Source organism: Aquibium pacificum, from assembly GCF_040839445.1.
GTDB lineage: Bacteria > Pseudomonadota > Alphaproteobacteria > Rhizobiales > Rhizobiaceae > Aquibium > Aquibium pacificus.
Genome location: NZ_JBDPGJ010000008.1, coordinates 150,351 through 175,720, shown reverse-complemented (window position 1 = coordinate 175,720; position 25,370 = coordinate 150,351). Strand labels below are relative to the sequence as shown.

Below are 25,370 nucleotides of genomic sequence, written 5' to 3'. Positions count from 1 at the left end.
GCTGCGGCCTTTCTCGTGCAACCGGCAGTCGCAGCATTGCGACCCGCGAGCGGAAGTGCTAAGAACATATCAGGAACGAAACTCGTGTGGACAGGCCGCGTAAATCACCACGCTCCCGTGCGGTCGCGGCCCGCTTGGGCTATAGAGGGTGCAGGCAGCAAAGCGAGACATTCCGGACAAGCGTGGAGATGTGAGATGGCAGGAAGCGTCAACAAGGTCATTCTGGTCGGCAACCTGGGTGCCGATCCCGAGATCCGGCGGATGCCGTCCGGCGATCCGATCGTGAACCTGAGCGTCGCAACCTCGGAAACCTGGCGCGACAAGAATTCGGGGGAACGCAAGGAAAAGACCGAGTGGCACCGGGTCGTCATCTTCAACGACAACCTCGCCAAAGTGGCCGAGCAGTACCTGAAGAAGGGCATGAAGGTCTACGTGGAAGGATCGATCCAGACGCGCAAGTGGCAGGACCAGTCCGGCCAGGATCGCTATTCGACGGAAATCGTCCTGCAAAAGTTCCGCGGCGAGCTGCAGATGCTGGATTCGCGGGGCGAGGGGCAGGGCCAGGGCGGCGGCTACTCCGGCGGCCGCGGCTCCGACTTCGGCTCCTCCGGCCCTATGGACGAGGATCGCGGCCGCGGCGGCGGAAGCAGTGGAGGCGGTTTCTCGCGCGAACTGGACGACGAGATTCCGTTCTGAGAGGTGGTGACGCGTCGTCGCGAGCTAGCGTGGAGTTTTCCGGGCCATAGGAACGGTTTCCGCTGAATCATCCCGCGCCGGTGCATGTACCAGCCGACGAGGATTTCGGCGGGGAGGCGGCGGGCAGCGTCCAGACCCGGTCTTGGCGAAGTATCCCATGCGGTCGCCGGAGGCGGGGCAGATCGCGCGCGTGATCGCGACGAGGTCTGAACCCGGCCCTCAGGCGAGGACGCCCAGCGTGGCAGCGGCGAGCACGACATATCGTGCCGTCTTGGCGATGGTGACCAGGACGACGAAACTCGACAGCGGCTCGCGCAGGACTCCGGCGGCTACGGTCAGCGCATCGCCACCGATCGGCGCCCAGGAAAGCAGCAGGCTCCACCGCCCCCACTTCCGATACCACCCTGTCGCCCGGTCGAGCGCTGCGGGGCCGACCGGGAACCATTTCCGGTCACGAAAGCGCTCGACGCCGCGCCCGAGCGCCCAATTGACGACCGCGCCGAGAACGTTGCCGAGGCTGGCGACGGCAACCAGCAGGACCGGCGAATGCGTGCCGGCGACCAGCAGCCCGACCAGCGCCGCCTCCGACTGTGCCGGGAAAATCGTCGCTGCGCCGAAGGCTATGGCAAACAGGCCAGCCAGAATTGCGAGGTCATCCATGACGACGGTGCCGAATACATCCGCCGATCTCACCGCGCATGCGGCGATGCGCAATGCAGGTCGTCGATGACGTAGGCATGGGCGTGCCTGTCGCGGCCATCCGCGAAGCCCCAATTCCAGTGCCGATGGCTGGCTGGCGGGCCTTCATGCGAATGCTCGTCGATCTCCGGATCGCTCGCTGGCCAATGCCGTTTGACGGACATTGCCCTTCCACGGAGGTGGATCGGCGACCTTCCTGAACAAGATCCTTTACCGCCACATACCGCGCATCCTTGCCTTCATGTCGACGCGGATCCCGGGCTGCGGCGAGCGTCCTGCGGCGGCGGCCGACGGCGGCGGCCAGGACGTCCGGTCGAACCGGTCGAGGATGTGGTCCGGGATGAAGCGCGTGCGCTGCGCATAGACGTGGCGGTCGCCGCGCGCGGCCTGTCCGTGCACGAAGAAGCGTTGCGGCGTGATCAGGTGGAGCGAATCCTTGGCGCGCGTCATCGCGACGTAGAGGAGGCGACGCTCCTCCTCGATCTCCTCGCGCTCGCCAGCGGCGAGGTCAGAGGGAATGCAGCCGTCGACGGCGTTGAGCACGAAGACCTTCGTCCACTCCTGCCCCTTGGCCGAATGGATGGTGGAGAGGATCAGGTAGTCCTCGTCCAGATGCGGCGGCCCGGCCTCGTCGCTGGTCGCGTCAGGCGGATCGAGCGTCAGGTCCGTCAGGAAGCGCTCGCGCGAAGGGTAGCCGGCCGCGATCTGCTCCAGCGTCAGGAGGTCGGCGCGCCGCGCCGCGGCGTCCTCGTGGTTCCTGTCCAGATGCGGCTCGTACCAGAGCCGCACCCGTTCCAGGTCGGCAGGCCATGCCGACTTGCCCTTCAAGCCGCAGAAGAGCTCCACGAAGGCCGGCCAGTCGGTCTCCGCGCGTGCCGGAGGCTTGAAGAACTGCAGCCCGAGAACGGGGTCGAGTGCCCGCTCCATCGCCTCGATCGCGGCACTTGCGGCCGAGGGGCCGACGCCCTGCATCAGCTGCAGGACACGAAAGCCGGCCACCCGGTCACGCGGGTTCTCCGCGAAACGCAGCGCGGCGAGCACGTCCTTCACATGAGCGGAATCGAGGAACTTCAGCCCACCGAACTTCACGAAGGGGATGTTGCGGCGCGTGAGTTCGATCTCCAGCGGGCCGGAATGATGCGAGGCGCGGAAGAGCACCGCCTGATGCTTCAGCAGCGTACCCCGCTCGCGCTCCTCCAGCACCTCTTCGCAGACATGGTTCGCCTGCTCGGCCTCGTCGCGCACGGTGACCAGCCGCGGCTTCTCGGAAGAGCGCCGCTCCGTCCACAGGTCCTTGGTGAAGCGCTCCGACGCCTCGCCGATTACGGCGTTGGCGGCGGCGAGCAGTGTGTCGGTCGAGCGGTAGTTGCGGTCGAGCGTGACGATCCCCGCCGGCTCCGCGAACAGGGTCGGGAAATCGAGGATGTTCCTCACCTCCGCAGCGCGAAAGGAATAGATCGACTGCGCGTCGTCGCCGACCACGGTCAGCCCGTGCCCGTCCGGCTTCAGTGCGGTGAGGATCGCCGCCTGCAGGCGGTTGGTGTCCTGGTACTCGTCGACGAGGATGTGGTCGAAACGGCCGCCGAGGTGCCCGGCGATCGCCGGCTCGGCACACATCTGCGCCCACCAGAGCAGGAGATCGTCGTAGTCGAGCACGTTCTGCGCCTGCTTGGCCTCGACATAGGTTGCAAACAGCGTCTTCAACTCCTGCGCCCAGCCGATGCACCAGGGAAAGCTCTTGGCCAGCACCGGCTCCAGTTCGGCCTGCGCGTTGACCACGCGCGAATAGATGGCCAGGCACGTGCCCTTTGCCGGAAAGCGGCTCTCGGTCTTCGACAGGCCGAGTTCGTGCCGGACGAGGTTCATCAGGTCGGCCGAATCCTCGCGGTCGTGAATGGTGAAGGCCGGATCGAGCCCGATTTCCAGCGCATAGTCGCGCAGCAGCCGCGCGCCGACCGCGTGGAAGGTGCCAGCCCAGGTCAGGCCTTCCGTCAGCACCGCGGCCTTGTCGCCCATCACCTCCGCCGCGATCCGCTCGACCCGCTTCGTCATCTCCGACGCCGCCCGGCGGGAAAACGTCATCAGCAGGATGCGACGCGGATCGGCACCCTTGACGATCAGATGCGCGACGCGATGCGCCAGCGTGCTGGTCTTGCCCGAGCCGGCGCCGGCGATGATCAGCAGCGGAGCGGCCACTTCGCCACCCCCATGTTCAACGGCTGCCCGCTGCTCCCGGTTCAGGCGCGCGAGATAATCCTTCGGCTCCCTGGCGAGGGGCGAATCACGGAGGGCGAGGTTCATGCGCGGGAATGAAGCCCGTTTCCGCTTTGTTCGCAACCGCTTCGCATCACCCGGCGGACGCGTTGTAGGCGCGGTACCGCCGGGCGGCACGGACGAGGAGGAAGTTTACACGCGCCGAGTTTGTAGGCATGTTTCCGCATCGGGAAATCAGATGGAGTGTCCCTGCGCATGTCGTTGGCACTCCGCCCAACCGGAGCCTTTCTGATCCATGTGTCTGTTGTGCGGCCCGCAAGCGCCTGCATTCGGAGAGTTCGGCATAACCGAGCGGCCGGCGCAGGATCTCGAGGGCCTTTTCTGGGAGGGGACCCATGAGGAGGCAGCCGCCGGCGCGGTCCGCTCGGTGTTGAAGACGGTGCAGGCGCGCAGCGGCGACCTGGGACGATCGCTCTGGGGCGGCTCGATCGTCGGCGTCTCCTGGAATACGGGGCCGGGACGATTTCGTACGTTCGTCGGATTCGAGAGGGGCGAGCGCGAGGCGGCCAGCGAAGAGGCCTGGACGAAGCTCGCGCTCCCGGCGCGGAAATACGCTACCGTGTGGCACTCCGATACCGACGGTGACGTCGTGGAGCGCTACGGTCGGATGATCGAGTGGATCGGCATGGTCGGGCATGTGCGCCCGAGGGACGGACCGCATCACCGCGAGGAATATGCGGCCGACGTCGATTTCGACGGGTTGCCGATGCTGCGGCTGATGCTGCCGATCGCCTGACGGGGCGGCGCGAGGCGAGGCTTGCATCGGGTCGTCCGCGAACCGTGAAATCCGCCGCGAGCGTCGATGCTTTTGCTCGAATTCGCGTGGCTCTAGCTCTCCTTCGCCCTAGTCCGCCTGAGCGGCCACATCGCCGCGATGCCGAGGAACGGTCCCGCCGCCAATGCCGCCAGCACGGGCGGCCAGCCGAAGGCCTGCGCGGCGACCGGGGTCATCTGCACGGTGAGAATGGTCAGCGCGAAGCCGATCGCCGTCTGGAAGGTCAGAAGGCTGCCGGCGAGGTGAGGCGGCGCCTTGTCGGCCACGATCGCGGAGAACTGGGCGGAATCCGGAATGACCGATATGCCCCACAGAAGCACCAGTGCGATCGTGATCGCGGGCGCGCCGCCAAAGGTCGCGGCCGTGAGAAGCCCCGCCAGTCCGCTGACTGCCATGGCCACGATCGTCACTTCCGCCTTGCCGACGCGATCGGCCGCCCAGCCGGCCGGCACGCAGAAGATGGCACCGAGCGCGATGGCGAGGAACGCCGTCAGCTTGCCAAGGCTCTGTGCATCCTCGGCAGCCATGCTGAACGAGAAGGACGCGGCCGAGGCGGCGCCGATCCAGGCCCACATGGAAAAGAGTTCCCACATGTGGCCGAAATAGCCGCAATAGGCGTAGCGGATCTCCCGGTTGGTCCAGGCGAGCCTGATCGCCGACGGCTCGAAACGTAAAGCGCGCACGTGATGCGGGCCGAGACCCGTCGCCAGTACAAGGAGGCCGCCGAGACCGGCCAGAGCCGAGGCGGCCATGACCGTCAGGCGCCAGTCCGCTCCGCCGAGAAAGGCTGCGAAGTAGGGCATCGAACTGCCCAAAGTGAGCGCGGCGACCAGCAGCCCAACGAGGAATCCGCGGTCGCGCAACCCCCAGCCGACGATGATCTTCATACCGATCGGGTACACGCCGGCCAGAAGCGCCCCGGTGGCGAACCGCGCGGCGATGGCGGCGTTGCCGCCGATGGGGAGGATCAGCAGAGACAGGTTGATGGCGGCGGCGAGGAGGGCGGACGCGGCGAACACGCGCCGGGGGTCAAGCCGGTCTGCGATGCCGCTGATCGAAACGACAAGCGCGCCGAGCACGAAGCCGGCCTGCACGCTGCTCGACAGCAGCGCCTGCCGTGTCGCGGACACCCCGGCCTCGCGCACCATGTCGGGAAGAATGGCCGCCGAGACGAACCACAGGCTCATGCCGGCCATCTCGGCCAGGACGAGGAGGAGGACGGATGCCGTCTTCGACGATGCGGCATACCGACCGGCACCCGCGGGGAGGGGCGTCACGCCAGCACCAGCGCCCGGATGCCATCGGCGACGAACTGGACCGCAAGCGCGGCGAGGATGACCCCGAGCAGACGGGTGAGGATCGAGCGTCCGGTCTGGCCGAGGAAGCGGTCGACGCGTTCGGCCAGCAGGAAAACGAGATAGGTGAGGGCGATGCAGACGAGAATCACGCCGACGAGCACGACCTGCGCGGCGACACTGTCGAAGGAGCCCGACAGCAGCACCGTCGCCGATATCGCCCCCGGCCCTGCAATGAGCGGGATGGCAAGCGGGAAGGCAGCGATGTTGTGGATGTGGTCGCGGGTGATCGCCGTGTCCGCGCTCTTTTCCTTCCGCTCCTGACGGCGCTCGAAGATCATCTCGAAGGCGATGAAGAACAGGAGCAGCCCGCCGGCGACCCGGAAGGCGGGCAGGGTGATGCCGAAGACCGAGAGGATCGCCGCGCCGGCCACCGCGAAGAGGGCGAGCACCAGGAAACCGATGATGGAAGCCCGCAACCCCACCTGCTGGCGCTCCGACCGGTTCATTCCCTTGGTGAGCGCGAGGAAGAGGGGCGCCAGACCGGGCGGGTCGACTGTGACGAGGATCGTCACGAAGGCATTGAAGATGCTGTCGATGCTCGGCATCGCTTCCCCCGCCATTCCGTTGCGGACCCAGTCATATCCTCCTCACCAGCGGTGAACCAGTACCGCGAGCGTGATGCCTGGTCCGCGCAAGCGCAACCGGAGATCCGTTGACCGATATCAAAGCGCGCAGCGCCTGACCGCTTATGTTTCATGCGAACTGTCGGCGCGGCCGGCGATATCCAACCTACGGGAGGCATTCGGCATGTCACATGTGGTGGTTCTTGGAGCGGGGCTCGGCGGCACGATCATGGCCTACGAACTTCGCGATGCCTTGGGCAAGGCGCACCGGGTCTCGGTCGTGAACAATGGCAGCAGCTACTCCTTCGTGCCATCCAATCCCTGGGTCGCCGTCGGCTGGCGCAGCCGCGAGGCGATCGAGGTCGATCTCACCAAGGTATTCGGGCGGCGCGGCATCGAACTCTACCCGCAGGGTGCAAAAAGCGTCCATCCCGCCGAGAAGCGGATCGAGCTCAACGACGGGGCTGCGCTTTCCTACGATTATCTGGTGATAGCGACGGGGCCGGACCTCGCCTTCGACGAGATCGAGGGGTTTGGGCCCGCGGCCAACACGCAGTCGGTCTGCCATGTCGACCATGCTCTACAGGCAAAGACCGCGTTCGACGAACTGGTGAAGAATCCCGGCCCGGTGATCATCGGCGCCGTGCAGGGAGCATCCTGCTTCGGGCCGGCCTACGAATTCGCCTTCATCCTCGACAAGGCGCTGCGCGACGCAAAGGTCCGCGACAAGGTGCCGATGACCTTCGTGACGTCTGAGCCGTATATCGGCCATCTCGGGCTCGACGGGGTGGGCGACACCAAGGGCCTGCTCGAGAGCGAGCTTCGCCAGCATCACATCAAGTGGATCACCAATGCCCGGGTAGACAAGGTCGAGCCCGCCACGCTGCACGTCTCGGAAATCGCCGAGGACGGATCGGTGCAGCGGACGCACGAACTCCCGCACCGCTTCATGATGATGCTGCCGGCGTTCCGCGGCGTGGAGGCGGTGCGCGGCATCGAAGGGCTGACCAATCCGCGCGGGTTCATCGTGGTCGACGCGCACCAGCGCAATCCGGCCTTCCCGCAGGTTTTCGGTATCGGCGTGTGCGTGGCGATCCCGCCGGTCGGCAAGACGCCGGTGCCGGTGGGCGTGCCGAAGACCGGTTTCATGATCGAATCCATGGTTACGGCGACGGCCCGAAACATCGCCCGCCTGGTCGACGGCAAGGAGCCGGACGCCCAGGGCACGTGGAACGCGGTCTGCCTTGCCGATTTCGGGGATTCGGGCATTGCCTTCGTAGCGCAGCCGCAGATTCCGCCGCGCAACGTCAACTGGTCCGCTTCGGGCAAGTGGGTCCACACGGCCAAGGTGGGGTTCGAAAAGTACTTCCTGCACAAGATCCGGTCGGGAAAGTCCGAGCCGTTCTACGAGAAGCTCGCGCTTCAGGTGCTCGGGATCGACAAGCTGAAGGACGTCAAGATCGATCTGGAGAAAGACAAGGCGCCCGCCTGAGCGCTCCCCCGGCCGGCGAAACCGGCCGGCGAGCGGCCGAAAGCGGCGGCGCGGGACTTGAACATCGCAAAACACATGCATAAGTGTTCATGTGTTCATTCAATGGAGATCCGCAATGACTCTCGATCGTTCCGTCCTCGCCTTCGCCGGCTTCATGGTGCTGCTCTCGGTCGCGCTGACCGTATGGGTATCGCCGCTCTTCGTCTGGTTCACCGTCTTCATCGGCCTGAACCTCCTGCAGTCCTCCTTCACCGGGTTCTGCCCGGCCGCGTCGATCTTCAAGCTGTTCGGCGTGAAGCCGGGCTGCGCCTTCTGAAAGACTGGGTCCCACCGATGCGCATTCTCCTGACCGTCGCGGCCGTGCTGGCGGCAAGCGTTGCCTTGGCCGAGCCGTATACCGTCGAGCCGACCACCATCACCGAATGGAAGGCGGTCTACGGCCGCGTGGAAGCGCGGGATCTCGTGCCAGCCAGGGCGCGCATCGGTGGCACGGTGGTCGACCTGATCGTCACCGAAGGCGACGAGGTGGAGGCCGGACAGCGCATCGCCACGGTGCGCGACGACAAGATCGACTTCCAGGTCGCCGCACTCGACGCCCAGCTTCGTTCTCTGGAGGCGCAATTGACAAAGGCGCGGACGGAACTCGAACGCGGCGAAACCCTGGTCAATCGCGGCATCGTCACCGCGCAGCGCCTCGACCAGCTGCGCACCGACGTCGAGGTTGCCCAGAACCAGATTGCCTCCACCCAGGCGCAACGGTCCGTCGTGGTCCAGCAAGGCGAGGAAGGCGACGTGCTGGCGCCGGCCGCCGGCCGCATCCTGACCGTCCCGGTGACGCGCGGCGCGGTGATCATGCCGGGCGAGACGGTCGCCACGCTCGGCGGGGGCGGGTTCTTTCTCCGCCTCGCCATCCCAGAGCGGCACTCGGCCACGCTGGTCGAGGGGTCGAAGATCAGCATCAGCGCCAACGGCGAGGAACTGGTCGGCCGCATGGCCAAGATCTATCCGCAGATCGAGAACGGCCGCGTCGTGGCCGACGTGGAGGTCGACGCGCTCGACAGCGTCTTCGTCGATGCCCGCGTGCTCGTGGAGGTTCCCGTGGGCGAGCGGCAGGCGATCGTGGTCCCGCGCAGCGCCGTGGTCACGCGTTCAGGCATCGATTTCGTCGCCGTCACCGAAGACGGCAGGCAGGTCGAACGCGCCGTCATCCTCGGGGAACCGCTCCGGGGGGACGGCGATCAGATCGAGATTCTGACCGGCCTGTCGGCCGGCGACGTGGTGGACATTCAATGACATCATCACCGAAGCCGCTCGGCATCGCGGGCGGCCTGACGCGGGCCTTCATCGTTTCGCCGCTGACGCCGCTGTTCCTGATCGCAGCCTTCGCCTTCGGGCTCGTGGCGCTGATGACGCTGCCGCGCGAGGAGGAGCCGCAGATCTCCGTGCCCATGGTCGACATCCGCGTGAGCGCGGACGGGCTCAAGGCGGAAGACGCCGTGAAGCTCGTCACCGAGCCGCTGGAGACGATCGTCAAGGGCATCGACGGCGTCGAGCACGTCTATTCGCAAAGCATGGACGACGGCGTGCTGGTGACCGCCCGCTTCGTCGTCGGAACGTCGTCCGACGCCGCGGTGCTGCGCGTGCACGACAAGGTGCGCGCCAATCTGGATCGCATCCCGGTCGGAATTCCCGAGCCGCTGATCGTCGGACGCGGCATCGACGACGTCGCGATCGTCTCGCTCACGCTGGCACCGAAGCCTCAAGCCGCCGGCCGCATTACGGCCAACGACCTGAGCCGCATCGCGCGCGAACTGCGCACGGAGATCGCCAAGATCGACGATGTCGGCCTGACCTATCTCGTCGGCGAGACCAGCGAGCGCATCCGCGTCGCGCCCGATCCACGTCGCCTGGCGCTCTACGGGATCACGCTCCAGCAGCTCGCCGGCAAGGTGGAGAGCGCCAACCGCGCCTTTCCCGCCGGCCGGGTTCGCGACGCGGGCGAGCAGATCATGGTGGTCGCCGGCGAGACGCTCAATTCGCCCTCCCAGATCGGCAATCTGCTGCTGACGGCCCGCGACGGCCGCCCGGTCTATGTCCGCGACGTGGCCGACATCACCTTTGCCGACACCGGCGAGGAGAGCTACGTCGCGACGGTGACCCGAGACGGAGAAGGCCTGCTGCGGCTGCCGTCGGTGACGCTGGCGGTGGCGAAGCGTGCGGGCTCGAATGCCGTCACGGTGGCGGAGGAGATACTGCATCGGGTCGAGAGCCTCGAAGGCCAGCTGATCCCGGAAGAGATCGCCGTCGAGGTGACGCGCGACTACGGCGAGACGGCCAACGAGAAGGCGAACGAGCTTCTCTATCACCTCGGACTGGCGACGGTGTCGATCATCCTCCTTGTCTGGCTGTCGATCGGTCGGCGCGAGGCGCTGGTCGTCGCCGTCGTCATTCCGGTCACCATCCTTCTGACGCTCTTCGCCTCGCGCGTGATGGGCTATACGCTCAACCGCGTCTCGCTCTTCGCGCTGATCTTTTCGATCGGCATCCTGGTGGACGACGCAATCGTGGTCATCGAGAACATCGCCCGCCACTGGGAAATGGGCGACGGGCGCGACCGCAAGCAGGCCGCGATCGAGGCGGTGGCCGAGGTCGGCAATCCGACCATCGTGGCGACGCTCACCGTCGTGGCAGCACTCTTGCCGATGCTCTTCGTGTCGGGGATGATGGGTCCTTACATGAGCCCGATCCCGGCCAACGCCTCGGCCGCGATGATCTTCTCCTTCTTCGTCGCCGTGATGGTGACGCCATGGCTGATGTTGAAGGTGGCTGGCAAGGCGCCGGTGGCCTCCCATGGCGAGCACTCGCACGGAGGCATGCTCGGCCGCCTCTATGCAATGGTGGCGGGGCCGATTCTGTCGTCGAAACTCGCCAGCTGGGCTTTCCTGCTCGTCGTGGGTGTGCTCACGCTGGGTTCGCTCGCGCTGTTCTATACCAAGGACGTGACGGTCAAGCTGCTGCCCTTCGACAACAAGTCGGAACTCTCCGTCACGATCGACCTGCCGGAAGGCTCTTCCGTCGAGGCGACCGACGCCGTGGCGCAGGCCGTGGCGACAAAGGTGATGGAGTTTCCGGAAGTTCGTACGGTACAGACCCATGCCGGCACGGCCGCACCCTTCAACTTCAACGGCCTCGTGCGGCATTCCTTCTACCGCACCGAGCCCCAGCAGGGGGAGGTCGCGATCAACCTCCTGCCGAAGGCGGAGCGCGACCGCTCGAGCCACGATATCGCGCTGGTCATCCGCGAGAGCCTGGCATCGCTCGACCTGCCCGAGGGGGCGAGCCTGAAGGTCGTGGAGCCGCCGCCCGGGCCGCCGGTCATGGCGACACTGCTGGCCGAGATCTACGGCCCCGACGGCGAGACGCGCCGCAGGGTCGCGGAGAAGGTGGAGGCGGCGTTCCGCTCCGTGCCCTTCATCGTCGACGTCGACAACTCCTATGGCGAGCAGCCGCGCCGGCTGCGTACCACGATTTCCACCGACGACCTGGAGTTCTTCCGGGTCGAGGAGGGCGACGTGTTCGACACCATCGCCATCCTCAATGGCGGCAGAACCGTCGGCTACTCGCACCGCGGCGGCGGCCGGCAGCCGATTCCGATCCGGCTCGAGCGGCCGAAGGGCGACCGGACCCTGGACGAGAGCTTCCTCACGACGCCGATCCCGGCGAACGTCCTGCCCGGCGACCGAGGCGTCGTCGAACTCGGCGACGTGGTGAAGGTGAGCGAGGACCGCGCCTCCTATCCCGTCTTCCGCCACAACGGCCGCGCCGCCGAGATGGTGACGGCCGAGCTAGCCGGCGACTTCGAGGCGCCGCTCTATGGAATGCTCGCGGTGCAGGAGGCGATCGACGCGCAGGACTGGACGGGGTTGCCCAAGCCGGAAGTATCGCTGCACGGCCAGCCGCAGGACGAAACCGTCTCCACGCTTCTTTGGGACGGCGAGTGGGAAGTGACCTGGGTGACCTTCCGGGACATGGGCGCGGCCTTCATGGTGGCGCTGCTCGGCATCTACATCCTGGTCGTGGCGCAGTTCGGCTCGTTCAAGGTGCCGCTGGTCATCCTGACGCCGATCCCGCTGACCTTCATCGGCATTCTCGGCGGGCACTGGCTTTTCGGCGCGCCGTTCTCGGCCACCTCGATGATCGGCTTCATCGCGCTCGCCGGCATCATCGTGCGCAATTCGATCCTGCTGGTCGACTTCATCCGCCATGCCGGCGGGGAGGGGAGGCCGCTGACCGACGTGCTGATCGAGGCGGGTTCGATCCGCTTCAAGCCGATCCTGCTCACCGCGCTGGCGGCGATGATCGGCGCGGCGGTGATCCTGACCGACCCGATCTTCCAGGGGCTGGCGATCTCGTTGCTCTTCGGCCTGGCGTCCTCGACGATCCTGACCGTGCTGGTCATCCCGGCGATCTACAGGGTGCTGCGCACCTGAGCCGGGCGACGTCGGCGGCCGCGCTTCGCGCGGAAGGCGGCCGATGCGGCGCCGTCGGCGGCGGCGATCTCCATGGTCGCGAGGACATAGGCGAGGAGATGGCGCGCTGTCACCGCGAAGCGCCTTTCATGCTCTTCTCCGGCGAAACCGTGGAAATCCGGAGCCCGCAGCAGCCTGTCGAAGGCAACGGCGACCTGAACCCGCCGCGCGATGGGGCACAATCCTCAGGTCGCGCAGACCAATGTGTGGACCGCCTCGACGCCGGGAGCCGGCTGGTGGCCGGGCAGCGCTGTCAATCGGCACCATCGAACGGGGGAGATCATGCGGGAACGTAGGCCAACCTGACCACGTTTTCGCCAATCCGTTCATGCGAGAGCAGTCGCAGCGGCGGCCGGGGTCCGGCGAAGTAGGGCGCGCCGTGGCCGAGGACGACGGGGTGAAGGTAAATTCGGTATTCGTCGATCAGGCCGAGGTCGGTGAGGCTTCGCGCCAGGTTCGGACCGGCAACCTCGATCTCCCCGTCGCGCTCGGTCTTCAACTGGCGAACCGCGCCTTCTAGGTCATCCTCAACAAGCCTTGCGTTGGGGCCGATTAAGGGTGCGCGAGACGACCCATTTCGTCTGCTTCCGCCAGGCCGCCGCGAAGGCCGCGCCCTCCGGCTCCCAGTCGGTGTGGTCCTCGTCCCAGTACCGCATGATCTCATACATGTTGCGACCGTAGATGCTGCCCACCTGGCCCTCGGCCTCGCCAATGAAATGGCGAAAGAGCGTGGGGTCCGGCTGAAACCTCATGTGGTCGACATAGCCGTCCAGCGACACGTTCATACCGAATATGAGCTTTGCCATTTCCTTTCTCCCTCTACAGTGATGAACGGCTACTTCAATGGCCAGACTTCGACCACGCCGTGGGCGACGGCGCAGGGGACCTGCGAGACCTTCTCGATGGCCTCTTCCAGGCTGGCGGCCTCGATCACCGCGAAACCTGCGATCGGCAAATCAGAGGACATGAACGGGCCGTCGCGCGTTTCCATTCCGGCCGCCTGATGATTGCGCACCTGCACCGGCGCGCCGGCGATACCGATCAGCGCGCCTTGCGAAACCAGCCTGGCGTCGTGAGCATGCGCGGCGTCCCTCACCGGCTGTGGTGTGCGTTCGTAACCGGCCCGGTCGCCGTATCCGATGGTGACGAATTTCGGCATGATGCGACCTCCTTTGTCTATCTGGCGAGTACGATGTGGGTCGCTGCGTCAGTCGCGGCATGTTCGGTGACGGAAAAGCCGAGAGCCGGCAGGTCTATGCCTGCGAACAGCGCCTCGCCGTTGCCGAACACTACGGGCGAAATGGCGAGATGCATCTCGTCGACCAGTCCAGCCTGAAGATACTGGCGGACGGTCGAGACGCCGCCGCCGATCTTCACGTTCCTTTCCCCGGCCGCCTCTTTGGCCCGTTCGAGCGCGGCCCCAATCCCGTCCGTCACGAAGTGAAAGACCGTGCCGCCCTCCATCTCGACGGGGCCGCGCGGATGGTGAGTGAGTACGAAGGTCGGGGCGTGATACGGCGGATTGTCGCCCCACCAGCCTTTCCACTTGTCATCCGGCCAGTCGTCGCGGATCGGACCGAACATGTTCCGGCCCATTATGAAGGCGCCGAACCCCTCCATTGAGCGGGTTGCGTAGTCGTTGTCGACGCCCCGCGAGCCGCCGTCCTTACCCAGCATATCGTGAAACATGGCCGTCTCGACCATCCACGTATGCAGCTCCTCGCCGCGCTTGCCGAGCGGGTCTTCGAGGCTCTGGCCGGGCCCGGCGCCGTAGCCGTCGACGGAAAGCGAAAAACCCGAAACGATAACCTTGGTCATGACCGTGTCCTTTCTGTATGCAATTTGCAAGCAGTTGCGTTCTATCAAAACTGTACCTATATTGCAAGCAGTTTACGGAGACCCTGCATGGACAAGCCGATCCGGTCCGGATGCCCGATCAACCTGACGCTCGAGATGCTCGGCGACCGCTGGAGCCTGATCGTCATCCGCGACATCATGTTCGGCAATCGGCGGCACTATCGCGACCTGCTCAACAATTCCGAGGAGGGCATCGCCTCGAACATCCTGGCCGACCGGCTGAAGAAGCTGACCGAAGCGGGCCTGCTGTCGACCAGTGCCGACCCGGCGCACAAGCAGAAGACGGTCTACAGTCTCACCGAGCCGGCGATTCAGCTCGTACCGCTCATCGCCCAGATGGGCGCCTGGGGCCGGCGCTTCACGCCTGCGACGCGGGAACTCTCGATCCGCGCGCAACTGCTTGAAGAAGGCGGTCCGGAGATGTGGGAGGCGTTCATGGCCGAGCTGCGCAGCCTGCATCTCGGCGCCCAGCCGCCGCAACGTTCGGTGATCCGGGAATTGACCGAGGCCTATCTGGCGGTGGTGGCCGACCGAGTCACCGGGCGCCTCTAGCGGTATCCTGTCGTGTCCGCCGGCTTACCTACGTCTTGAACCTCGACAAGATAGCGCCAGGCGTCGGGTTGCGAGCCGTCGAGATCGGTGAATCCATAGATTTGCGCCAGACCGCCGCTCGACAGCGACTGTCCGTTCCAGCGTCCCCGGTCGGGATCTGAGGCAAGCGCGGCGACGGCGCGGCCGACGAAGCGCGGCGTTTCGGAAATGGCGAAATGAGGAACCTGCGCGGTCGCATCGCGCCAGGTGTCCTCGGTGACGCCGAAAGCTTCCAGCATCATTTCCGAACGCAGCCAGCCCGGCGTCAGCGAAACGGAGGTGGCGCCGTGCTTTTCAAGATCCCTCGCATGCACCCAGCCCATGCGGTTCACCGAAATCTTGGCGAGATCGTAGAACGGGTTGTTGCGATAGTTCACGGCGTTGTACTGCGCCGTTCCGTCCGTCACCTCGACCAGTAGTCCGCCGGGTTGCTCGATCATCAGCGGCAGCGCATGGTGGGCAGTGATCAGATGCGTTCGCACGCCGAGATCGAGCAGCCGCAGCCCGTTGTCGAGATCGTGTTCCCAGACCGGCTTGTTCCACTCGAATAGCTTTTCGCCGCCCCAGACGTCGTTGACGAGGATGTCGAGACGTCCGTGGGCTTTCCTAATCCGCGCGATGAGGTCGGAAACCTCATGGGACACGAGATGGTCGACCTGGACGGCAATTCCTTCGCCGCCGGCCGCAGCCACCTGTTCCGCCGTTTCCTCGATTGTCTCCGGGCGATCGTACTCCGAGCGGTGCGTGCGGGTCGTGCGCCCGGTTACATAGACCGTCGCGCCTGCAGCACCGAGTTCGATGGCGATGCCCCGTCCCGCGCCGCGCGTTGCACCTGCCACGAGCGCGACTCTTCCTTTGAGTGACATGCAGCCTCCTTGGCTGACCCGGGCAGTAAGAGCTTCAGTGAATATTGTTTATAACCAAATACTCGGTTATAAAAAAAGAGTCAAAGGTCACCCTGCGATGGGTCGGCCGGCCGTCATGACAAAGGATCGAGATGCCACGACCAAAGAAGCTGTCTGATGAGGATGTCTTGGACGCGGCGCTGCATGTGATGCATGCGCGTGGCCCAGACGCACTGACCTTCGCGGCGCTTGCGGAATCGTGTGGACTATCCTCAGCAACGCTCGTCCAGAGGTTCGCGAACAAGCCGAACCTGGTCAGGCAAACCGTTCTGCACGCCTGGGACGGGCTGGATGCGCAGACCGAGGCCCTTGCATCCTCGATCCCGAGAACGCCTGCCGGAGCGATCGACCTGCTCGTAGGACTGTCGGCGCAATATGGCGGGATCGAAGAATACGCCGAGGGACTGCTGCTTTTGCGCGAGGACCTGCGCGACCCCGTTCTCCGAGCCCGCGGCGCAATATGGAAGTCCCGCCTCTGCCCCGTACTCGACGAGTGCTTCGCAGGAACCGCCGGTGTACCGGAAAGTATCGGGCTTCTGATGGCTGCTCAGTGGCAGGGTGCACTGCTGTGGTGGGCTTTCGACCCCAAGGTTCCGGTCCAGGAGTTCGTTGAGGACGGGCTCGGCTGGTTCGTTTCGACGCTTCTCGGCGGCGATGGGGCAGGGAATGGCATCGCTCCGGCGAAGGGGCGCGGCAGCTTCGTCTGATCCGCCACGGATGCATATGCGGTCATCCGGGAGGCATCGGAAAAAATCCATGCCCGATGTCGGAAAGCGGTTCGCCCATTCGTCTTCAAGACAGAGCGGCGGGAAACGCCGTTCGTCTAACAGACAACCAGACGACGACACCGATCCGAAAGGAGAACTATCATGCCCAACACTGTCCGCCTGCACCGCGTCATCGCCGCCAAGCCCGAAAAGGTCTATCGTGCGTTTCTTGAACCCGACGCCGTGGCCAGTTGGCTGCCGCCCTACGGCTATCTCTGCACCGTCCATGAGCTGGATGCAAAGGTCGGCGGCATGCACCGTATGTCGTTCCGCAACTTCACGACCGGCAACAGCCATTCCTTCGGCGGCGAATACAAGGAGCTCGTTCCGGGCGAACGGCTCGTCTACACGGATCGGTTCGACGACCCCAACCTTCCCGGCGAGATGAAGGTCACGGTGGTGCTGAAGGCCGTCTCGGTCGGCACCGAGATGTCCGTCGTGCAGGACGGCGTGCCCGAGGTGATCCCGCTGGAAGCCTGCTATCTCGGCTGGCAGGACAGCCTGCAGAAGCTCGCGAAGCTCGTGGAACCCGAGATCAACCAGTAAGTCGGGTTCCCTCCTGACAGCCCGCAATTCAATCACAGGAACCTGTCCGATGACAACTCAACCGATCACCATCGAAACGACCGTCGCCGCGCCCGTGGCGACGGTCTGGAACGCCTACACCACCCCCGAAGACATCATCCGGTGGAACTCGCCGTCCGAGGATTGGCACACGCCGTCCGCGACCGTCGACCTGCGCGAAGGCGGCCTCTTTTCCTCGCGGATGGAGGCCAAGGACGGCAGCATGGGTTTCGACTTTGCCGGAACCTACACGAAAATCGAGCCGCACAGGCTGATCGAATACGACTTCGGCGATCGTCATGCCAAAGTGGAATTCATGCCCGAAGCCGACGGCGTGCGGGTCAGCGTTGCGTTCGATCCGGAAACCGAGAACTCGATCGAGCAGCAGCGCGCCGGGTGGCAGGCCATACTCGACAGCTTCAAACGCTACGTCGAGGTGCAGCGGACTGCTGCATGAACCGGTCATGGCCGATGCGGGCGCCACTGTCGGTCACATGGCGTAGCCAGCCTGAACAAATGACGCTTTGAGCGACCGCACCACGAGGAGACTGAAGCCGGGCACGCATACCCGTGTCCGGCTCATTCTGGCGGAAAAACAGACTTCTTTGTCATTTTCGCCATGGATGCCCGCGGATAGCGTGTAACTGAACCAAACAAGCAAGTGAGCATCGACATGAAAGCGCTGATCGCCGGAGGCGGCATTGGCGGCATGGCGACGGCTTTGTATCTTCACAGGGCTGGCATCGACGTCGAGATATTCGAACGGGCCGAGGAAGTCCGTGAACTCGGCGTCGGGATCAACATGCTACCGCATGCTGTCGAGGCTTTGACCGAACTGGGTTTGCTGGCGGATCTGGATGCGGCCGGCATCCGCACGCATGAACTGATCTACGCTAACCGTCTCGGACAGGTTGTTTGGCAGGAATTGCGCGGTGCCTACGCCGGCTACGATTATCCGCAAATCAGCATCCATCGCGGCAGACTTTTGGGCCTCATTCATCGGACCGTTGTCGCGCGGCTCGGCATCGAAGCCGTGCACACCAGCTGGCAGGTGGACGGTTTCGAGCAGTCAGCGGATGGAGTGTCTGTACAACTGTCGGATCGGGACGGCGCGTGCAAAACCGCTCACGGTGACCTGTTGATTGGGGCAGATGGTATCCATTCGGCGGTTCGCGCCCGGCTCTACCCCGATGAAGGTGCGCCGATCTGGAACGGCGTGATGCTTTGGCGGGGATGTACGATCTGGCCGCAATGGCGCGACGGCCGAACCATGGCGATCGCCGGCGGCAACTTCGCCAAGTTCGTGTTCTATCCGATCGGAACGGAATCCGGGCAGCCCGGCATGCGCCTGACCAACTGGGCGGTGATGGCGAAGACCGGAGAAACCGGGTCGGCGCCGCGACGTTCGGAGAACTGGAGCCGGCCAGGCGTTCTCGCCGACGTACTGCCTTTCGTCCGCGACCGGTTCAGCCTGGATTTCGTTGACCCTGCGCGCATCATTGAAGCCACTGGCGACTTCTATGAGTATCCCAATTGCGATCGTGACCCCTTGTCCCGCTGGTCATTCGGAGCAGTGACGCTGCTGGGCGACGCGGCACATCCGATGTATCCGGTCGGGTCCAACGGGGCGAGCCAGGCTATCCTCGACGCGAGGAGCCTCGTAGGTCATTTGAACTCCTCAGCTTCAGTCGAGGCAGCGCTGGCGGCCTACGACGCCGAGCGGCGCCCAGCGACGGCGGGGATAGTTCTCGCCAACCGCCAAGGAGGCCCTGAGGGCGTTATCGACATGATCGAAGCACGCGCTCCCGACGGGTTCAGCGACATCGAAGCGGTCGCATCGCACGAAGAACGCGAAGCTGTCGTGCGCGGCTATGCAAGGCTCGCAGGCTTCGCGAGAAACCAGCGTCTCGGTTCTGGCGGGCTCGCAAGCGGAGGTTGAAATGAACCGAAGACAGTTGCTGCGGTCCGCTGCCTCGGCAGCCCTCGTGCCGGAGTTTCTTGTTGGCCTGCCAGCATCCCTGAGTGCCGAAGTTCCGAAAGCACCGAAGTCTCGTGTCCGACCTGGCAACACGCATTGGCCATCGGTCGAAAGCTGGCAAAGCTTGAACCGGCGGGTCGGCGATCGTCTGAACGAGGTCGAGTCGCCTCTCGATGCCTTTGTCGGACAACCTCCTTCCAGCTCCTGCGAAGAGCTCTTCGATAAACTGGGGAATCCCTACCTTCTTGGTGACGATCCCGCGCTGACCCAAACCCTCGGCTGGGTTGGAGGCTGGACATCCCGGCCCAGCGTGTTCGCGGTGGCCGCCGAGAAAACCGATGATGTCGTAGCGGCCGTAAACTTCGCACGCGAACACAATCTGCGCCTTGTCGTGAAAGGTGGTGGTCACAGCTATCAAGGAACATCCAGCGCGCCGGACTCGCTGCTGATCTGGACGCGCCGAATGAACGCGATAACCGTGCACGACGCTTTCGTCGCGGCGGGATGCGACGGCGTGCAAGCGCCGCAGCCCGCGGTTTCGGTGGAGGCCGGCGCAATCTGGGCGCATGTCTACGATGCCGTCACCACGAAAGCCGGTCGCTACGTCCAGGGCGGCGGCTGTCTGACGGTTGGCGTAGCCGGGCTCGTTCAGAGCGGCGGCTTCGGCAATTTCTCTAAAGGCTACGGGACAGCCTGCGCCAGCCTTTTGGAGGCCGAGATTGTCACCGCGGACGGCGCCGTGCGGATCGCGAATGCGTGCACGAATTCCGATCTGTTCTGGGCGATCAAGGGCGGCGGAGGCGGTAGTTTCGGAGTGGTGACGAGGTTGACTCTACGTACCCACGATCTGCCGGAATTCGTTGGCGGTGTTTTCGCAGAGGTCACTTGCAGGTCGGATGAAGCATTTCGGCGTTTGATCGAGCGGTTCATGCAGTTCTATGCCGACGCGCTATTCAACCCCCACTGGGGGGAACAGGTCGCCTTTCGGCCGAACAACACCCTGTCGATCGCAATGGTGTTCCAGGGTCTCGAACAGCAACGCGCCGAGTCGGTTTGGCGGTCGTTCTTCGATTGGCTCGCGTCAGAGTCGGAACGCTACGGTTTCGCCGTTGAACCGGTGATCGTTGCCTTGCCGGCGCGGCACTTCTGGGACCCGAATTTCTTGAAAGGGGTCGGCGGCCTAGTTCTCAGTGATGACCGCCCAGGCGCCCCGGAGGGCAACATCTTCTGGGCGGGCAATCGTCAGGAGGCGGGACAGGTTTTTCACGCATACCAATCCACTTGGCTGCCGTCATCGCTTCTCGAGTATGCAGGACGGACTCGTCTCGTCGATGCATTGTTCGCGGCGAGCCGGCACTGGAGTACGTCGTTGCATTTCAACAAGGGGCTTGCTGGCGCGCCCGAAGAGGCGATTGCCGCCGCCAAGGATACCGCGATGAATCCTGCGGCAACGGATGCCTTCGCGCTTGCCATTTGCGGCGCGGAGGAGCCGCCGGCCTATCCGGGGATTGCCGGCCATGAGCCCGACCGATCTCTGGCCCGGCGTCAGGCAGAGGCGGTGGAAATCGCGATGGGGCAAATCCGCAAGGTCGTACCCCAGATAGGATCATACGGAGCGGAGGGCGACTTCTTCGAAGAAGCGTGGAGCGACGCGTTCTGGGGATCGAGCTACGCACGGCTCGCGAACGTGAAGGCGAAGTACGATCCCGAAGATCTGTTCATCGTCCATCACGGGGTGGGCAGTGAACGATGGAGTACCGACGGTTTCACGAAAAAGAAGTGAACCGCCACGAATGTGGGTGCGATGCAGTTCGAATGCCTGCGCCGAAGAATCCAGAAAGATTTCCTGTCGAGTGTCGTGTAGCCGTGAGCTCGTACGTCCTTTGGACAGAATGCGAGAAACCACCGCAACTTGTACTCGTACAAGAACGCTAACTTGGAGGATCGCACCCAAGGACCAGAAAGCTCGTAGTCAGCTGCTAGATCTCGCTCGATGGAGTTGTTCAGGACCCCGTCGGAATTGAGAGTTCAGGCCTCGGTACCTGGACGGGTCTGTTCAGCAATGGCCCGGAAGGTGACGAAATCATGCACCAGGAGCTGTGGGAAGCAGATATCGTTCTGCTGGGTCGCACAACCTATGACGGTTTCGCGCCGGTCTATCTGGTCCCAGCCGTTCGTCCTGGGTAGGGGGCATCGTTCTCGACGTCGCAGGCGGTGCGGTGATGGTGTGAAGTAGATTGCGATCAAGGAGGCGGTTGGCGCGACACCGGAGGCGAACGCATCATGAGAACGACAATTGAGGATACGAGATGACGCTGGGAATTGTCGGAACCGGAGCGCTTACTGCTGCAGTGATTACAGGGCTTAAGTCTTCTGGAAACGATGCCCGGCGCGTCCTTCTTTCGCCTCGCAACGCAGAGATTTCCGCGGAACTTGCTGCGCGTTATGCCGACGTGCAGGTCGCATCGGACAATCAGGCGGTGCTTGATGGCTCCGAAACGGTGATGCTCGCGGTCAGGCCACAGGTCGCGCGAGAGGTGCTCCAGGTTCTGCGGTTCCAAAACGACCACCACGTCGTCAGTCTTATCGCGACGATTTCACGGGAGGAGATCGCGTCTCTGGTGGCGCCTGCGGAAAGGGTGACCAAGGCCCTTCCCATGCCGATGATCGCGCACAAGCTGGGTGCAACCATCATCTTTCCGCCCGACCCCGACATAGCTGCCTTTTTCGGCAAGCTAGGCAAGGCAATCGAGGTGGAAAGCGAGCATGAATTTAATGCCCTTAGCGTCGTTACCGCGACCTATGCCACGTACTTCAGATACCTCGACACGATCGATGACTGGCTAGAAAGCCATGACGTCTCGAGCGACACAGCGCGTGAGTATATTGCCACTCTTTTCAAGGCGCTCGCCCATGCCCCGGAGGCCGCCCCCGCGTCGGCGTTCATGGATTTGGCGAAGGAGTATGCGACAATTGGGGGAATAAATGAGCAGGTTCTCAGCGAGTTGGAAAGCCAGGACGTATTCAAGATGTTCGCTAGGAGCTTGGACAACGTGTACCGGCGGGTGTCGGGGCCATGGAACGTCGATGTGTGACCGCATCGGCATGCACGAATGGCATGCCGAGAATCCCGTTCGCCGATGCGCCACGACAAAAAAATGCAGTCGTTGTCGGGAGGAGCGCCGCAAAATCGTCCTTAGAAACGGAAAACCCCAAAATGCGCTACACGATCCTTTGCTATCACAATGAGGAAATCACCTCTTCCTGGACCGTAGAGGAAGACGCCGAGGTGATTGAACGCCTCAAGGCGGTCAATCGCAAATGGGCGAAAAATTTCGAGCCCATCGTCCGGCTGATGCCGACAACTGCGGCGACCACCTTGCGCAAGTCCGAAAATATCGTAACGGACGGTCCGTTCGCGGAGACGAAAGAGCAGTTGCTCGGCTTCTACGTCGTCAACGTGGACAGCTACGAGGTGGCTGTTCAGATCGCGCGCGAGATGGCTGAGGCAAACCCCGGCGGTGCCTACGAGTTGCGGCCTATCGCGCTCTACTACCCGAATGGAGAGGCAATAGAAGATGCCCCAACCCCCTGAATCGGACTGGATCGAGGCGCGCTTGGTCGGTGCGCGGCCGCAGGCTGTCGCGGCGCTGTTGCGCTATTTCCGCGATCTCGACCTCGCCGAGGAGGCCTTTCAAGAGGCTTGTCTGAGGGCTTTGAAGTCGTGGCCGAAGAACGGCCCGCCGCGCGATGCGGCAAGCTGGCTAATCATGGTCGGGCGCAATGTCGCCATCGACCACAAGCGCCGGCACGCGAGATTGACGGAACTGCCGGACGAAGAGTTGATCTCAGACCGGGAGGACACCGAGCCTGACATGGCGGAGCGGCTGGATGCGGCCGACTATCGCGACGATATCCTCCGGCTTCTCTTCGTCTGTTGCCAGCCGGAACTGCCGGCCACGCAACAGATCGCGCTGGCGCTCAGGATCGTCTCGGGGCTGCCGGTCTCCCGTATCGCGGCGGCCTTCCTCGTCGCCGACCGGGCAATGGAACAGCGGATCACCCGCGCAAAGGCACGCATCGCAAAGACTGACATACCCTTCGAGACGCCTGGACCGATCGAACGGGCGGAACGTTTCGCGGTGGTTGCCGCGATGATTTATCTCATCTTCAACGAGGGCTATACCGACGCCAATCCGACAAGCGAGCGGGCGAAGCTCTGCGACGAGGCGACCCGCCTGGCTCGTTTGATGCTGCGGCTGTTTCCGGCCGAACCGGAAATGATGGGATTGCTGGCGCTGATGCTGCTTCAGCATTCCCGCCAGAAGGCGCGTTTCGACGAAACGGGTGCCCCGATCCTGCTTGACGACCAGGACCGAACGCTGTGGAACCACAGACAGATCGCCGAAGCGCTGGCGATGATCGACAAAGCCATGCGGCACCGCCAGCCCGGGCCTTATCAGATCCAGGCGGCGATAGCCGCACTACACGCACGTGCCGAACGGCCCGAGGAAACCGATTGGGCGGGGATTGACGAGCTTTATCAGGCGCTCGAACGTCATGCTCCATCGCCGGTGATCACGCTCAATCGGTCGGTTGCGATCTGGAAGCTTCAGGGTGCGGAAGCGGCGCTGGAGATGATCGCGCCGCTCGCAGAGCCGCTGGATGGGTACTTCTACTTCCACGGCGTGCGCGGCAACCTGCTGGAACAATTGGGCCGTAACGGCGAGGCGCGCGATGCCTTCGGCCGCGCGATCGCGCTCGCCAACACGCCGGCCGAGGCCATGCATATCCGCCAGCACCTCGATCAACTGAATGCTGATTGTGCAAACGGCGCTTCATGAATTCGGGAGGAGTGAGCGAAGGAATGTGGCTTGAAGCGTCAATTCATCAGGTAGGTCAGCCAGCGCGTCTGGCGGAAAAGACCATAATATTGTCATTTCCGCCACATTTGCTGGCAGGTACAAACACCCAAGGGCTGGTTCGACCGAGGTCGTGCAAGCATCTGTTTCCGGAAACCAAGGAGGAAGAAGATGACCGACCTTGTGAACTGCCTGTGGTACGACCACGGCGAAGCGAAGAAGGCGGCCGAGTTCTATGCCGCGACCTTTCCGGACAGCTATGTCCAGCGGGTGAACACGGCTGGGTCCGACTATCCGGGTGGCAAGAAAGGCGATGAACTGACGGTGGAATTCACCGTTCTTGGTCGCAAGTTCGTTGGCCTGAACGGCGGGCCGGTCTTTACGCCGAACGAGTCGGTTTCCTTCATGGTGATCACGGAAAGCCAGGAAGAAACCGATCGTTATTGGAATGCGATCGTCGGAAATGGCGGTGCAGAAAGCATGTGCGGCTGGTGCAAGGACCGCTGGGGTCACTCGTGGCAGATCACACCAAAGCTGCTGCTCGAACTGACCACGGGATCGGAAAGCGCCAAGGCCAAGCGCGCTTTCGACGTAATGATGACGATGAAGAAGATCGACATCGCGGCGCTGGAAGCTGCGGCCAACAATGCGGATCCAGCTTGAATCCAGCAGCGGGTCGCCATCGTTCCACGACCCGCTTCTGGCGCACCATCCTCTCCGAGAGCGAGTACCATGACCGCGTCCGAAAAGGCAGTTGGCCGATGCCCGCCGCCATCACCGCATTTGAGAGCTCTCCGGATCGTGGCGCAGGTTTGGCGCGCGATACGCGCGTCCGTTGGGCATTCGAGGAAGTTGGTCAGCCCTATGATGTGCGTCTCGTCTCATTCAAAGAGATGAAGGAGCCGGCACATCTGGTGCTGCATCCGTTCGGTCAGATCCCGACCTATGAGGAGGGCAATCTGGCGCTGTTCGAGACCGGGTCGATCATACTGCATATCGCTGAGAATCATGCAGGTCTGTTGCCCGCGGATTCCAATGCCAGAGCGCGCGCGATCACATGGATGTTTGCTGCGCTCAATACGGTGGAGCCGCCAATCGTCGAGCGCGAAGCCGCCTCATACATGGAGCGCGATAATCCTTGGCACAAACATCGCCTGCCGATCATGGATGATCGCATCCGTACCCGCCTCAGCCAGCTTTCCGCCCGCTTGGGCGATGCTGACTGGCTTGACGGGGCATTCAGCGCCGGCGATCTACTGATGATCTCGGTGCTTCTGAGATTGCGATACTCGTCGCCAATGCTGGACGAATTCCCGAACCTTGCGACCTATGTTGCGCGCGGCGAGGCAAGGCCCGCATACCAGCGCGCATTTGCGGCGCAATTGGCGGTTTTCGCCGACAGGGCACCGAACTGACAATAGCCACTTCTGCCGCAAAGGGTGGCGGCTGGTGAATGTCGA

At 63.9% G+C, this 25,370-nt stretch carries 26 protein-coding genes and 1 pseudogene; 17 read left to right on the top strand and 10 right to left on the bottom strand.

From position 1 onward, the window contains the following. Positions 1–195: 195 nt before the first annotated feature. Positions 196–696, top strand: a complete 501-nt coding sequence (locus tag ABGN05_RS27020; protein WP_367957135.1) for a single-stranded DNA-binding protein — start codon at positions 196–198, stop codon at positions 694–696. 219 nt (positions 697–915) lie between these two features. Here the strand turns inward: ABGN05_RS27020 and ABGN05_RS27015 are convergent, their stop codons facing one another. From ABGN05_RS27015 to ABGN05_RS27005, 3 genes are read right to left on the bottom strand one after another with little or no spacing between them, the layout of a single operon-like run. Next, on the bottom strand, positions 916–1,356 hold the full coding sequence (locus ABGN05_RS27015; RefSeq protein ID WP_367957134.1) for a YqaA family protein: 441 nt from the start codon (positions 1,354–1,356) through the stop codon (positions 916–918). 29 nt (positions 1,357–1,385) lie between these two features. Then, positions 1,386–1,559: a hypothetical protein gene (locus ABGN05_RS27010; protein ID WP_367957133.1), complete on the bottom strand. Its 174-nt coding sequence runs from the start codon at positions 1,557–1,559 to the stop codon at positions 1,386–1,388. A 46-nt stretch (positions 1,560–1,605) separates the two neighbouring features. After that, positions 1,606–3,696 (bottom strand): ATP-dependent helicase, encoded by a 2,091-nt coding sequence (locus tag ABGN05_RS27005; protein WP_367957132.1) that lies wholly within the window; start codon positions 3,694–3,696, stop codon positions 1,606–1,608. Between the two features lie 208 nt (positions 3,697–3,904). On the opposite strand from ABGN05_RS27005, the gene ABGN05_RS27000 reads away from it, so the two are divergent. Further along, positions 3,905–4,405 (top strand): GyrI-like domain-containing protein, encoded by a 501-nt coding sequence (locus ABGN05_RS27000; RefSeq protein WP_367957131.1) that lies wholly within the window; start codon positions 3,905–3,907, stop codon positions 4,403–4,405. Positions 4,406–4,497: 92 nt separating this feature from the next. Here ABGN05_RS27000 and ABGN05_RS26995 read toward each other — a convergent pair whose 3' ends face one another. Together ABGN05_RS26995 and ABGN05_RS26990 are read right to left on the bottom strand one after the other, a co-directional pair. Beyond that, the gene (locus ABGN05_RS26995) at positions 4,498–5,721 is read right to left on the bottom strand and encodes an MFS transporter (RefSeq protein WP_367957130.1); all 1,224 of its coding nucleotides are present in this window, start codon (positions 5,719–5,721) and stop codon (positions 4,498–4,500) included. Continuing rightward, positions 5,718–6,347 (bottom strand): MarC family protein, encoded by a 630-nt coding sequence (locus tag ABGN05_RS26990; RefSeq protein ID WP_367957129.1) that lies wholly within the window; start codon positions 6,345–6,347, stop codon positions 5,718–5,720. Before ABGN05_RS26990 ends, ABGN05_RS26995 begins: the two co-directional genes overlap by 4 nt. A 202-nt stretch (positions 6,348–6,549) precedes the next feature. On the opposite strand from ABGN05_RS26990, the gene ABGN05_RS26985 reads away from it, so the two are divergent. The 4 genes from ABGN05_RS26985 (at position 6,550) to ABGN05_RS26970 (ending at position 12,347) form a co-directional block, all read left to right on the top strand. Then, the gene (locus ABGN05_RS26985; RefSeq protein WP_367957128.1) at positions 6,550–7,857 is read left to right on the top strand and encodes an NAD(P)/FAD-dependent oxidoreductase; all 1,308 of its coding nucleotides are present in this window, start codon (positions 6,550–6,552) and stop codon (positions 7,855–7,857) included. A gap of 115 nt (positions 7,858–7,972) precedes the next feature. Beyond that, positions 7,973–8,173 carry a YgaP family membrane protein gene (locus ABGN05_RS26980; protein ID WP_367957126.1) on the top strand — a complete coding sequence of 67 codons (201 nt, stop codon included), beginning with the start codon at positions 7,973–7,975 and terminating at the stop codon, positions 8,171–8,173. 17 nt (positions 8,174–8,190) lie between these two features. Then, on the top strand, positions 8,191–9,150 hold the full coding sequence (locus ABGN05_RS26975; RefSeq protein ID WP_367957125.1) for an efflux RND transporter periplasmic adaptor subunit: 960 nt from the start codon (positions 8,191–8,193) through the stop codon (positions 9,148–9,150). Next, a complete protein-coding gene (locus ABGN05_RS26970; RefSeq protein ID WP_367957123.1) occupies positions 9,147–12,347 on the top strand; it encodes an efflux RND transporter permease subunit in 3,201 nt (1,066 codons plus the stop codon). Before ABGN05_RS26975 ends, ABGN05_RS26970 begins: the two co-directional genes overlap by 4 nt. On the opposite strand, the gene ABGN05_RS26965 is transcribed toward ABGN05_RS26970, so the two are convergent. The 4 genes and pseudogenes from ABGN05_RS26965 to ABGN05_RS26950 form a co-directional block, all read right to left on the bottom strand. After that, positions 12,326–12,568: a hypothetical protein gene (locus ABGN05_RS26965; RefSeq protein WP_367957122.1), complete on the bottom strand. Its 243-nt coding sequence runs from the start codon at positions 12,566–12,568 to the stop codon at positions 12,326–12,328. The genes ABGN05_RS26970 and ABGN05_RS26965 overlap by 22 nt on opposite strands. Positions 12,569–12,666: 98 nt before the next feature. Continuing rightward, positions 12,667–13,192: pseudogene (locus tag ABGN05_RS26960) on the bottom strand (dihydrofolate reductase family protein). A gap of 29 nt (positions 13,193–13,221) precedes the next feature. Continuing rightward, on the bottom strand, positions 13,222–13,545 hold the full coding sequence (locus tag ABGN05_RS26955; protein ID WP_367957121.1) for a YciI family protein: 324 nt from the start codon (positions 13,543–13,545) through the stop codon (positions 13,222–13,224). Between the two features lie 17 nt (positions 13,546–13,562). Next, complete coding sequence (locus ABGN05_RS26950; protein ID WP_367957119.1) at positions 13,563–14,204, bottom strand: dihydrofolate reductase family protein; 642 nt, start codon at positions 14,202–14,204, stop codon at positions 13,563–13,565. A gap of 87 nt (positions 14,205–14,291) precedes the next feature. Here ABGN05_RS26950 and ABGN05_RS26945 point away from each other — a divergent pair, with 87 nt between their 5' ends. Then, complete coding sequence (locus tag ABGN05_RS26945) at positions 14,292–14,795, top strand: winged helix-turn-helix transcriptional regulator (protein ID WP_367957118.1); 504 nt, start codon at positions 14,292–14,294, stop codon at positions 14,793–14,795. Here ABGN05_RS26945 and ABGN05_RS26940 read toward each other — a convergent pair. Then, positions 14,792–15,700 carry an SDR family oxidoreductase gene (locus ABGN05_RS26940; RefSeq protein ID WP_367957117.1) on the bottom strand — a complete coding sequence of 303 codons (909 nt, stop codon included), beginning with the start codon at positions 15,698–15,700 and terminating at the stop codon, positions 14,792–14,794. The two genes, ABGN05_RS26945 and ABGN05_RS26940, sit on opposite strands and share 4 nt — an antisense overlap. Before the next feature lie 131 nt (positions 15,701–15,831). Here ABGN05_RS26940 and ABGN05_RS26935 point away from each other — a divergent pair, with 131 nt between their 5' ends. The 10 genes from ABGN05_RS26935 to ABGN05_RS26890 all read left to right on the top strand — a co-directional run bounded on the left by ABGN05_RS26935 (position 15,832) and on the right by ABGN05_RS26890 (position 25,325). Beyond that, entirely contained in the window at positions 15,832–16,446 is a 615-nt protein-coding gene (locus ABGN05_RS26935) for a TetR/AcrR family transcriptional regulator (RefSeq protein WP_367957116.1), read from the top strand. Between the two features lie 162 nt (positions 16,447–16,608). Next, entirely contained in the window at positions 16,609–17,052 is a 444-nt protein-coding gene (locus tag ABGN05_RS26930) for an SRPBCC family protein (protein WP_367957115.1), read from the top strand. A 49-nt stretch (positions 17,053–17,101) separates the two neighbouring features. Next, positions 17,102–17,527, top strand: a complete 426-nt coding sequence (locus ABGN05_RS26925) for an SRPBCC family protein (protein ID WP_367957114.1) — start codon at positions 17,102–17,104, stop codon at positions 17,525–17,527. Between the two features lie 216 nt (positions 17,528–17,743). Next, positions 17,744–19,009 carry a flavin-dependent oxidoreductase gene (locus tag ABGN05_RS26920; RefSeq protein ID WP_367957113.1) on the top strand — a complete coding sequence of 422 codons (1,266 nt, stop codon included), beginning with the start codon at positions 17,744–17,746 and terminating at the stop codon, positions 19,007–19,009. Position 19,010: 1 nt separating this feature from the next. Further along, positions 19,011–20,831, top strand: coding sequence for an FAD-binding oxidoreductase (locus ABGN05_RS26915; protein WP_367957112.1), 1,821 nt, complete (start codon positions 19,011–19,013; stop codon positions 20,829–20,831). A gap of 526 nt (positions 20,832–21,357) precedes the next feature. Continuing rightward, positions 21,358–22,143: a pyrroline-5-carboxylate reductase gene (locus tag ABGN05_RS26910; RefSeq protein ID WP_367957111.1), complete on the top strand. Its 786-nt coding sequence runs from the start codon at positions 21,358–21,360 to the stop codon at positions 22,141–22,143. Positions 22,144–22,265: 122 nt separating this feature from the next. Then, entirely contained in the window at positions 22,266–22,643 is a 378-nt protein-coding gene (locus ABGN05_RS26905; RefSeq protein ID WP_367957110.1) for a YciI family protein, read from the top strand. Beyond that, positions 22,627–23,892 (top strand): RNA polymerase sigma factor, encoded by a 1,266-nt coding sequence (locus tag ABGN05_RS26900; protein WP_367957109.1) that lies wholly within the window; start codon positions 22,627–22,629, stop codon positions 23,890–23,892. The genes ABGN05_RS26905 and ABGN05_RS26900 overlap by 17 nt, the downstream gene beginning before the upstream one ends. Positions 23,893–24,081: 189 nt before the next feature. Continuing rightward, positions 24,082–24,573, top strand: a complete 492-nt coding sequence (locus ABGN05_RS26895) for a VOC family protein (RefSeq protein ID WP_367957108.1) — start codon at positions 24,082–24,084, stop codon at positions 24,571–24,573. 98 nt (positions 24,574–24,671) lie between these two features. Next, complete coding sequence (locus ABGN05_RS26890) at positions 24,672–25,325, top strand: glutathione S-transferase family protein (protein ID WP_367957198.1); 654 nt, start codon at positions 24,672–24,674, stop codon at positions 25,323–25,325. The last annotated feature ends 45 nt before the right edge of the window (positions 25,326–25,370 follow it).

What these genes read in the sequence shown, in the direction of transcription:
- ABGN05_RS27010 (WP_367957133.1), bottom strand. Translation starts at nt 1,559, where the DNA reads ATGTCCGTCAAACGGCATTGGCCAGCGAGCGATCCGGAGATCGACGAG.
- ABGN05_RS26890 (WP_367957198.1), top strand. Translation starts at nt 24,672, where the DNA reads ATGCCCGCCGCCATCACCGCATTTGAGAGCTCTCCGGATCGTGGCGCA.
- ABGN05_RS27015 (WP_367957134.1), bottom strand. Translation starts at nt 1,356, where the DNA reads ATGGATGACCTCGCAATTCTGGCTGGCCTGTTTGCCATAGCCTTCGGC.
- ABGN05_RS27000 (WP_367957131.1), top strand. Translation starts at nt 3,905, where the DNA reads ATGTGTCTGTTGTGCGGCCCGCAAGCGCCTGCATTCGGAGAGTTCGGC.
- ABGN05_RS26945 (WP_367957118.1), top strand. Translation starts at nt 14,292, where the DNA reads ATGGACAAGCCGATCCGGTCCGGATGCCCGATCAACCTGACGCTCGAG.
- ABGN05_RS26940 (WP_367957117.1), bottom strand. Translation starts at nt 15,700, where the DNA reads ATGTCACTCAAAGGAAGAGTCGCGCTCGTGGCAGGTGCAACGCGCGGC.
- ABGN05_RS26925 (WP_367957114.1), top strand. Translation starts at nt 17,102, where the DNA reads ATGACAACTCAACCGATCACCATCGAAACGACCGTCGCCGCGCCCGTG.
- ABGN05_RS26975 (WP_367957125.1), top strand. Translation starts at nt 8,191, where the DNA reads ATGCGCATTCTCCTGACCGTCGCGGCCGTGCTGGCGGCAAGCGTTGCC.
- ABGN05_RS26895 (WP_367957108.1), top strand. Translation starts at nt 24,082, where the DNA reads ATGACCGACCTTGTGAACTGCCTGTGGTACGACCACGGCGAAGCGAAG.
- ABGN05_RS26915 (WP_367957112.1), top strand. Translation starts at nt 19,011, where the DNA reads ATGAACCGAAGACAGTTGCTGCGGTCCGCTGCCTCGGCAGCCCTCGTG.
- ABGN05_RS26955 (WP_367957121.1), bottom strand. Translation starts at nt 13,545, where the DNA reads ATGCCGAAATTCGTCACCATCGGATACGGCGACCGGGCCGGTTACGAA.
- ABGN05_RS26920 (WP_367957113.1), top strand. Translation starts at nt 17,744, where the DNA reads ATGAAAGCGCTGATCGCCGGAGGCGGCATTGGCGGCATGGCGACGGCT.
- ABGN05_RS26930 (WP_367957115.1), top strand. Translation starts at nt 16,609, where the DNA reads ATGCCCAACACTGTCCGCCTGCACCGCGTCATCGCCGCCAAGCCCGAA.
- ABGN05_RS26985 (WP_367957128.1), top strand. Translation starts at nt 6,550, where the DNA reads ATGTCACATGTGGTGGTTCTTGGAGCGGGGCTCGGCGGCACGATCATG.
- ABGN05_RS26910 (WP_367957111.1), top strand. Translation starts at nt 21,358, where the DNA reads ATGACGCTGGGAATTGTCGGAACCGGAGCGCTTACTGCTGCAGTGATT.
- ABGN05_RS26970 (WP_367957123.1), top strand. Translation starts at nt 9,147, where the DNA reads ATGACATCATCACCGAAGCCGCTCGGCATCGCGGGCGGCCTGACGCGG.
- ABGN05_RS26990 (WP_367957129.1), bottom strand. Translation starts at nt 6,347, where the DNA reads ATGCCGAGCATCGACAGCATCTTCAATGCCTTCGTGACGATCCTCGTC.
- ABGN05_RS26980 (WP_367957126.1), top strand. Translation starts at nt 7,973, where the DNA reads ATGACTCTCGATCGTTCCGTCCTCGCCTTCGCCGGCTTCATGGTGCTG.
- ABGN05_RS26900 (WP_367957109.1), top strand. Translation starts at nt 22,627, where the DNA reads ATGCCCCAACCCCCTGAATCGGACTGGATCGAGGCGCGCTTGGTCGGT.
- ABGN05_RS27020 (WP_367957135.1), top strand. Translation starts at nt 196, where the DNA reads ATGGCAGGAAGCGTCAACAAGGTCATTCTGGTCGGCAACCTGGGTGCC.
- ABGN05_RS26905 (WP_367957110.1), top strand. Translation starts at nt 22,266, where the DNA reads ATGCGCTACACGATCCTTTGCTATCACAATGAGGAAATCACCTCTTCC.
- ABGN05_RS26950 (WP_367957119.1), bottom strand. Translation starts at nt 14,204, where the DNA reads ATGACCAAGGTTATCGTTTCGGGTTTTTCGCTTTCCGTCGACGGCTAC.
- ABGN05_RS27005 (WP_367957132.1), bottom strand. Translation starts at nt 3,696, where the DNA reads ATGAACCTCGCCCTCCGTGATTCGCCCCTCGCCAGGGAGCCGAAGGAT.
- ABGN05_RS26935 (WP_367957116.1), top strand. Translation starts at nt 15,832, where the DNA reads ATGCCACGACCAAAGAAGCTGTCTGATGAGGATGTCTTGGACGCGGCG.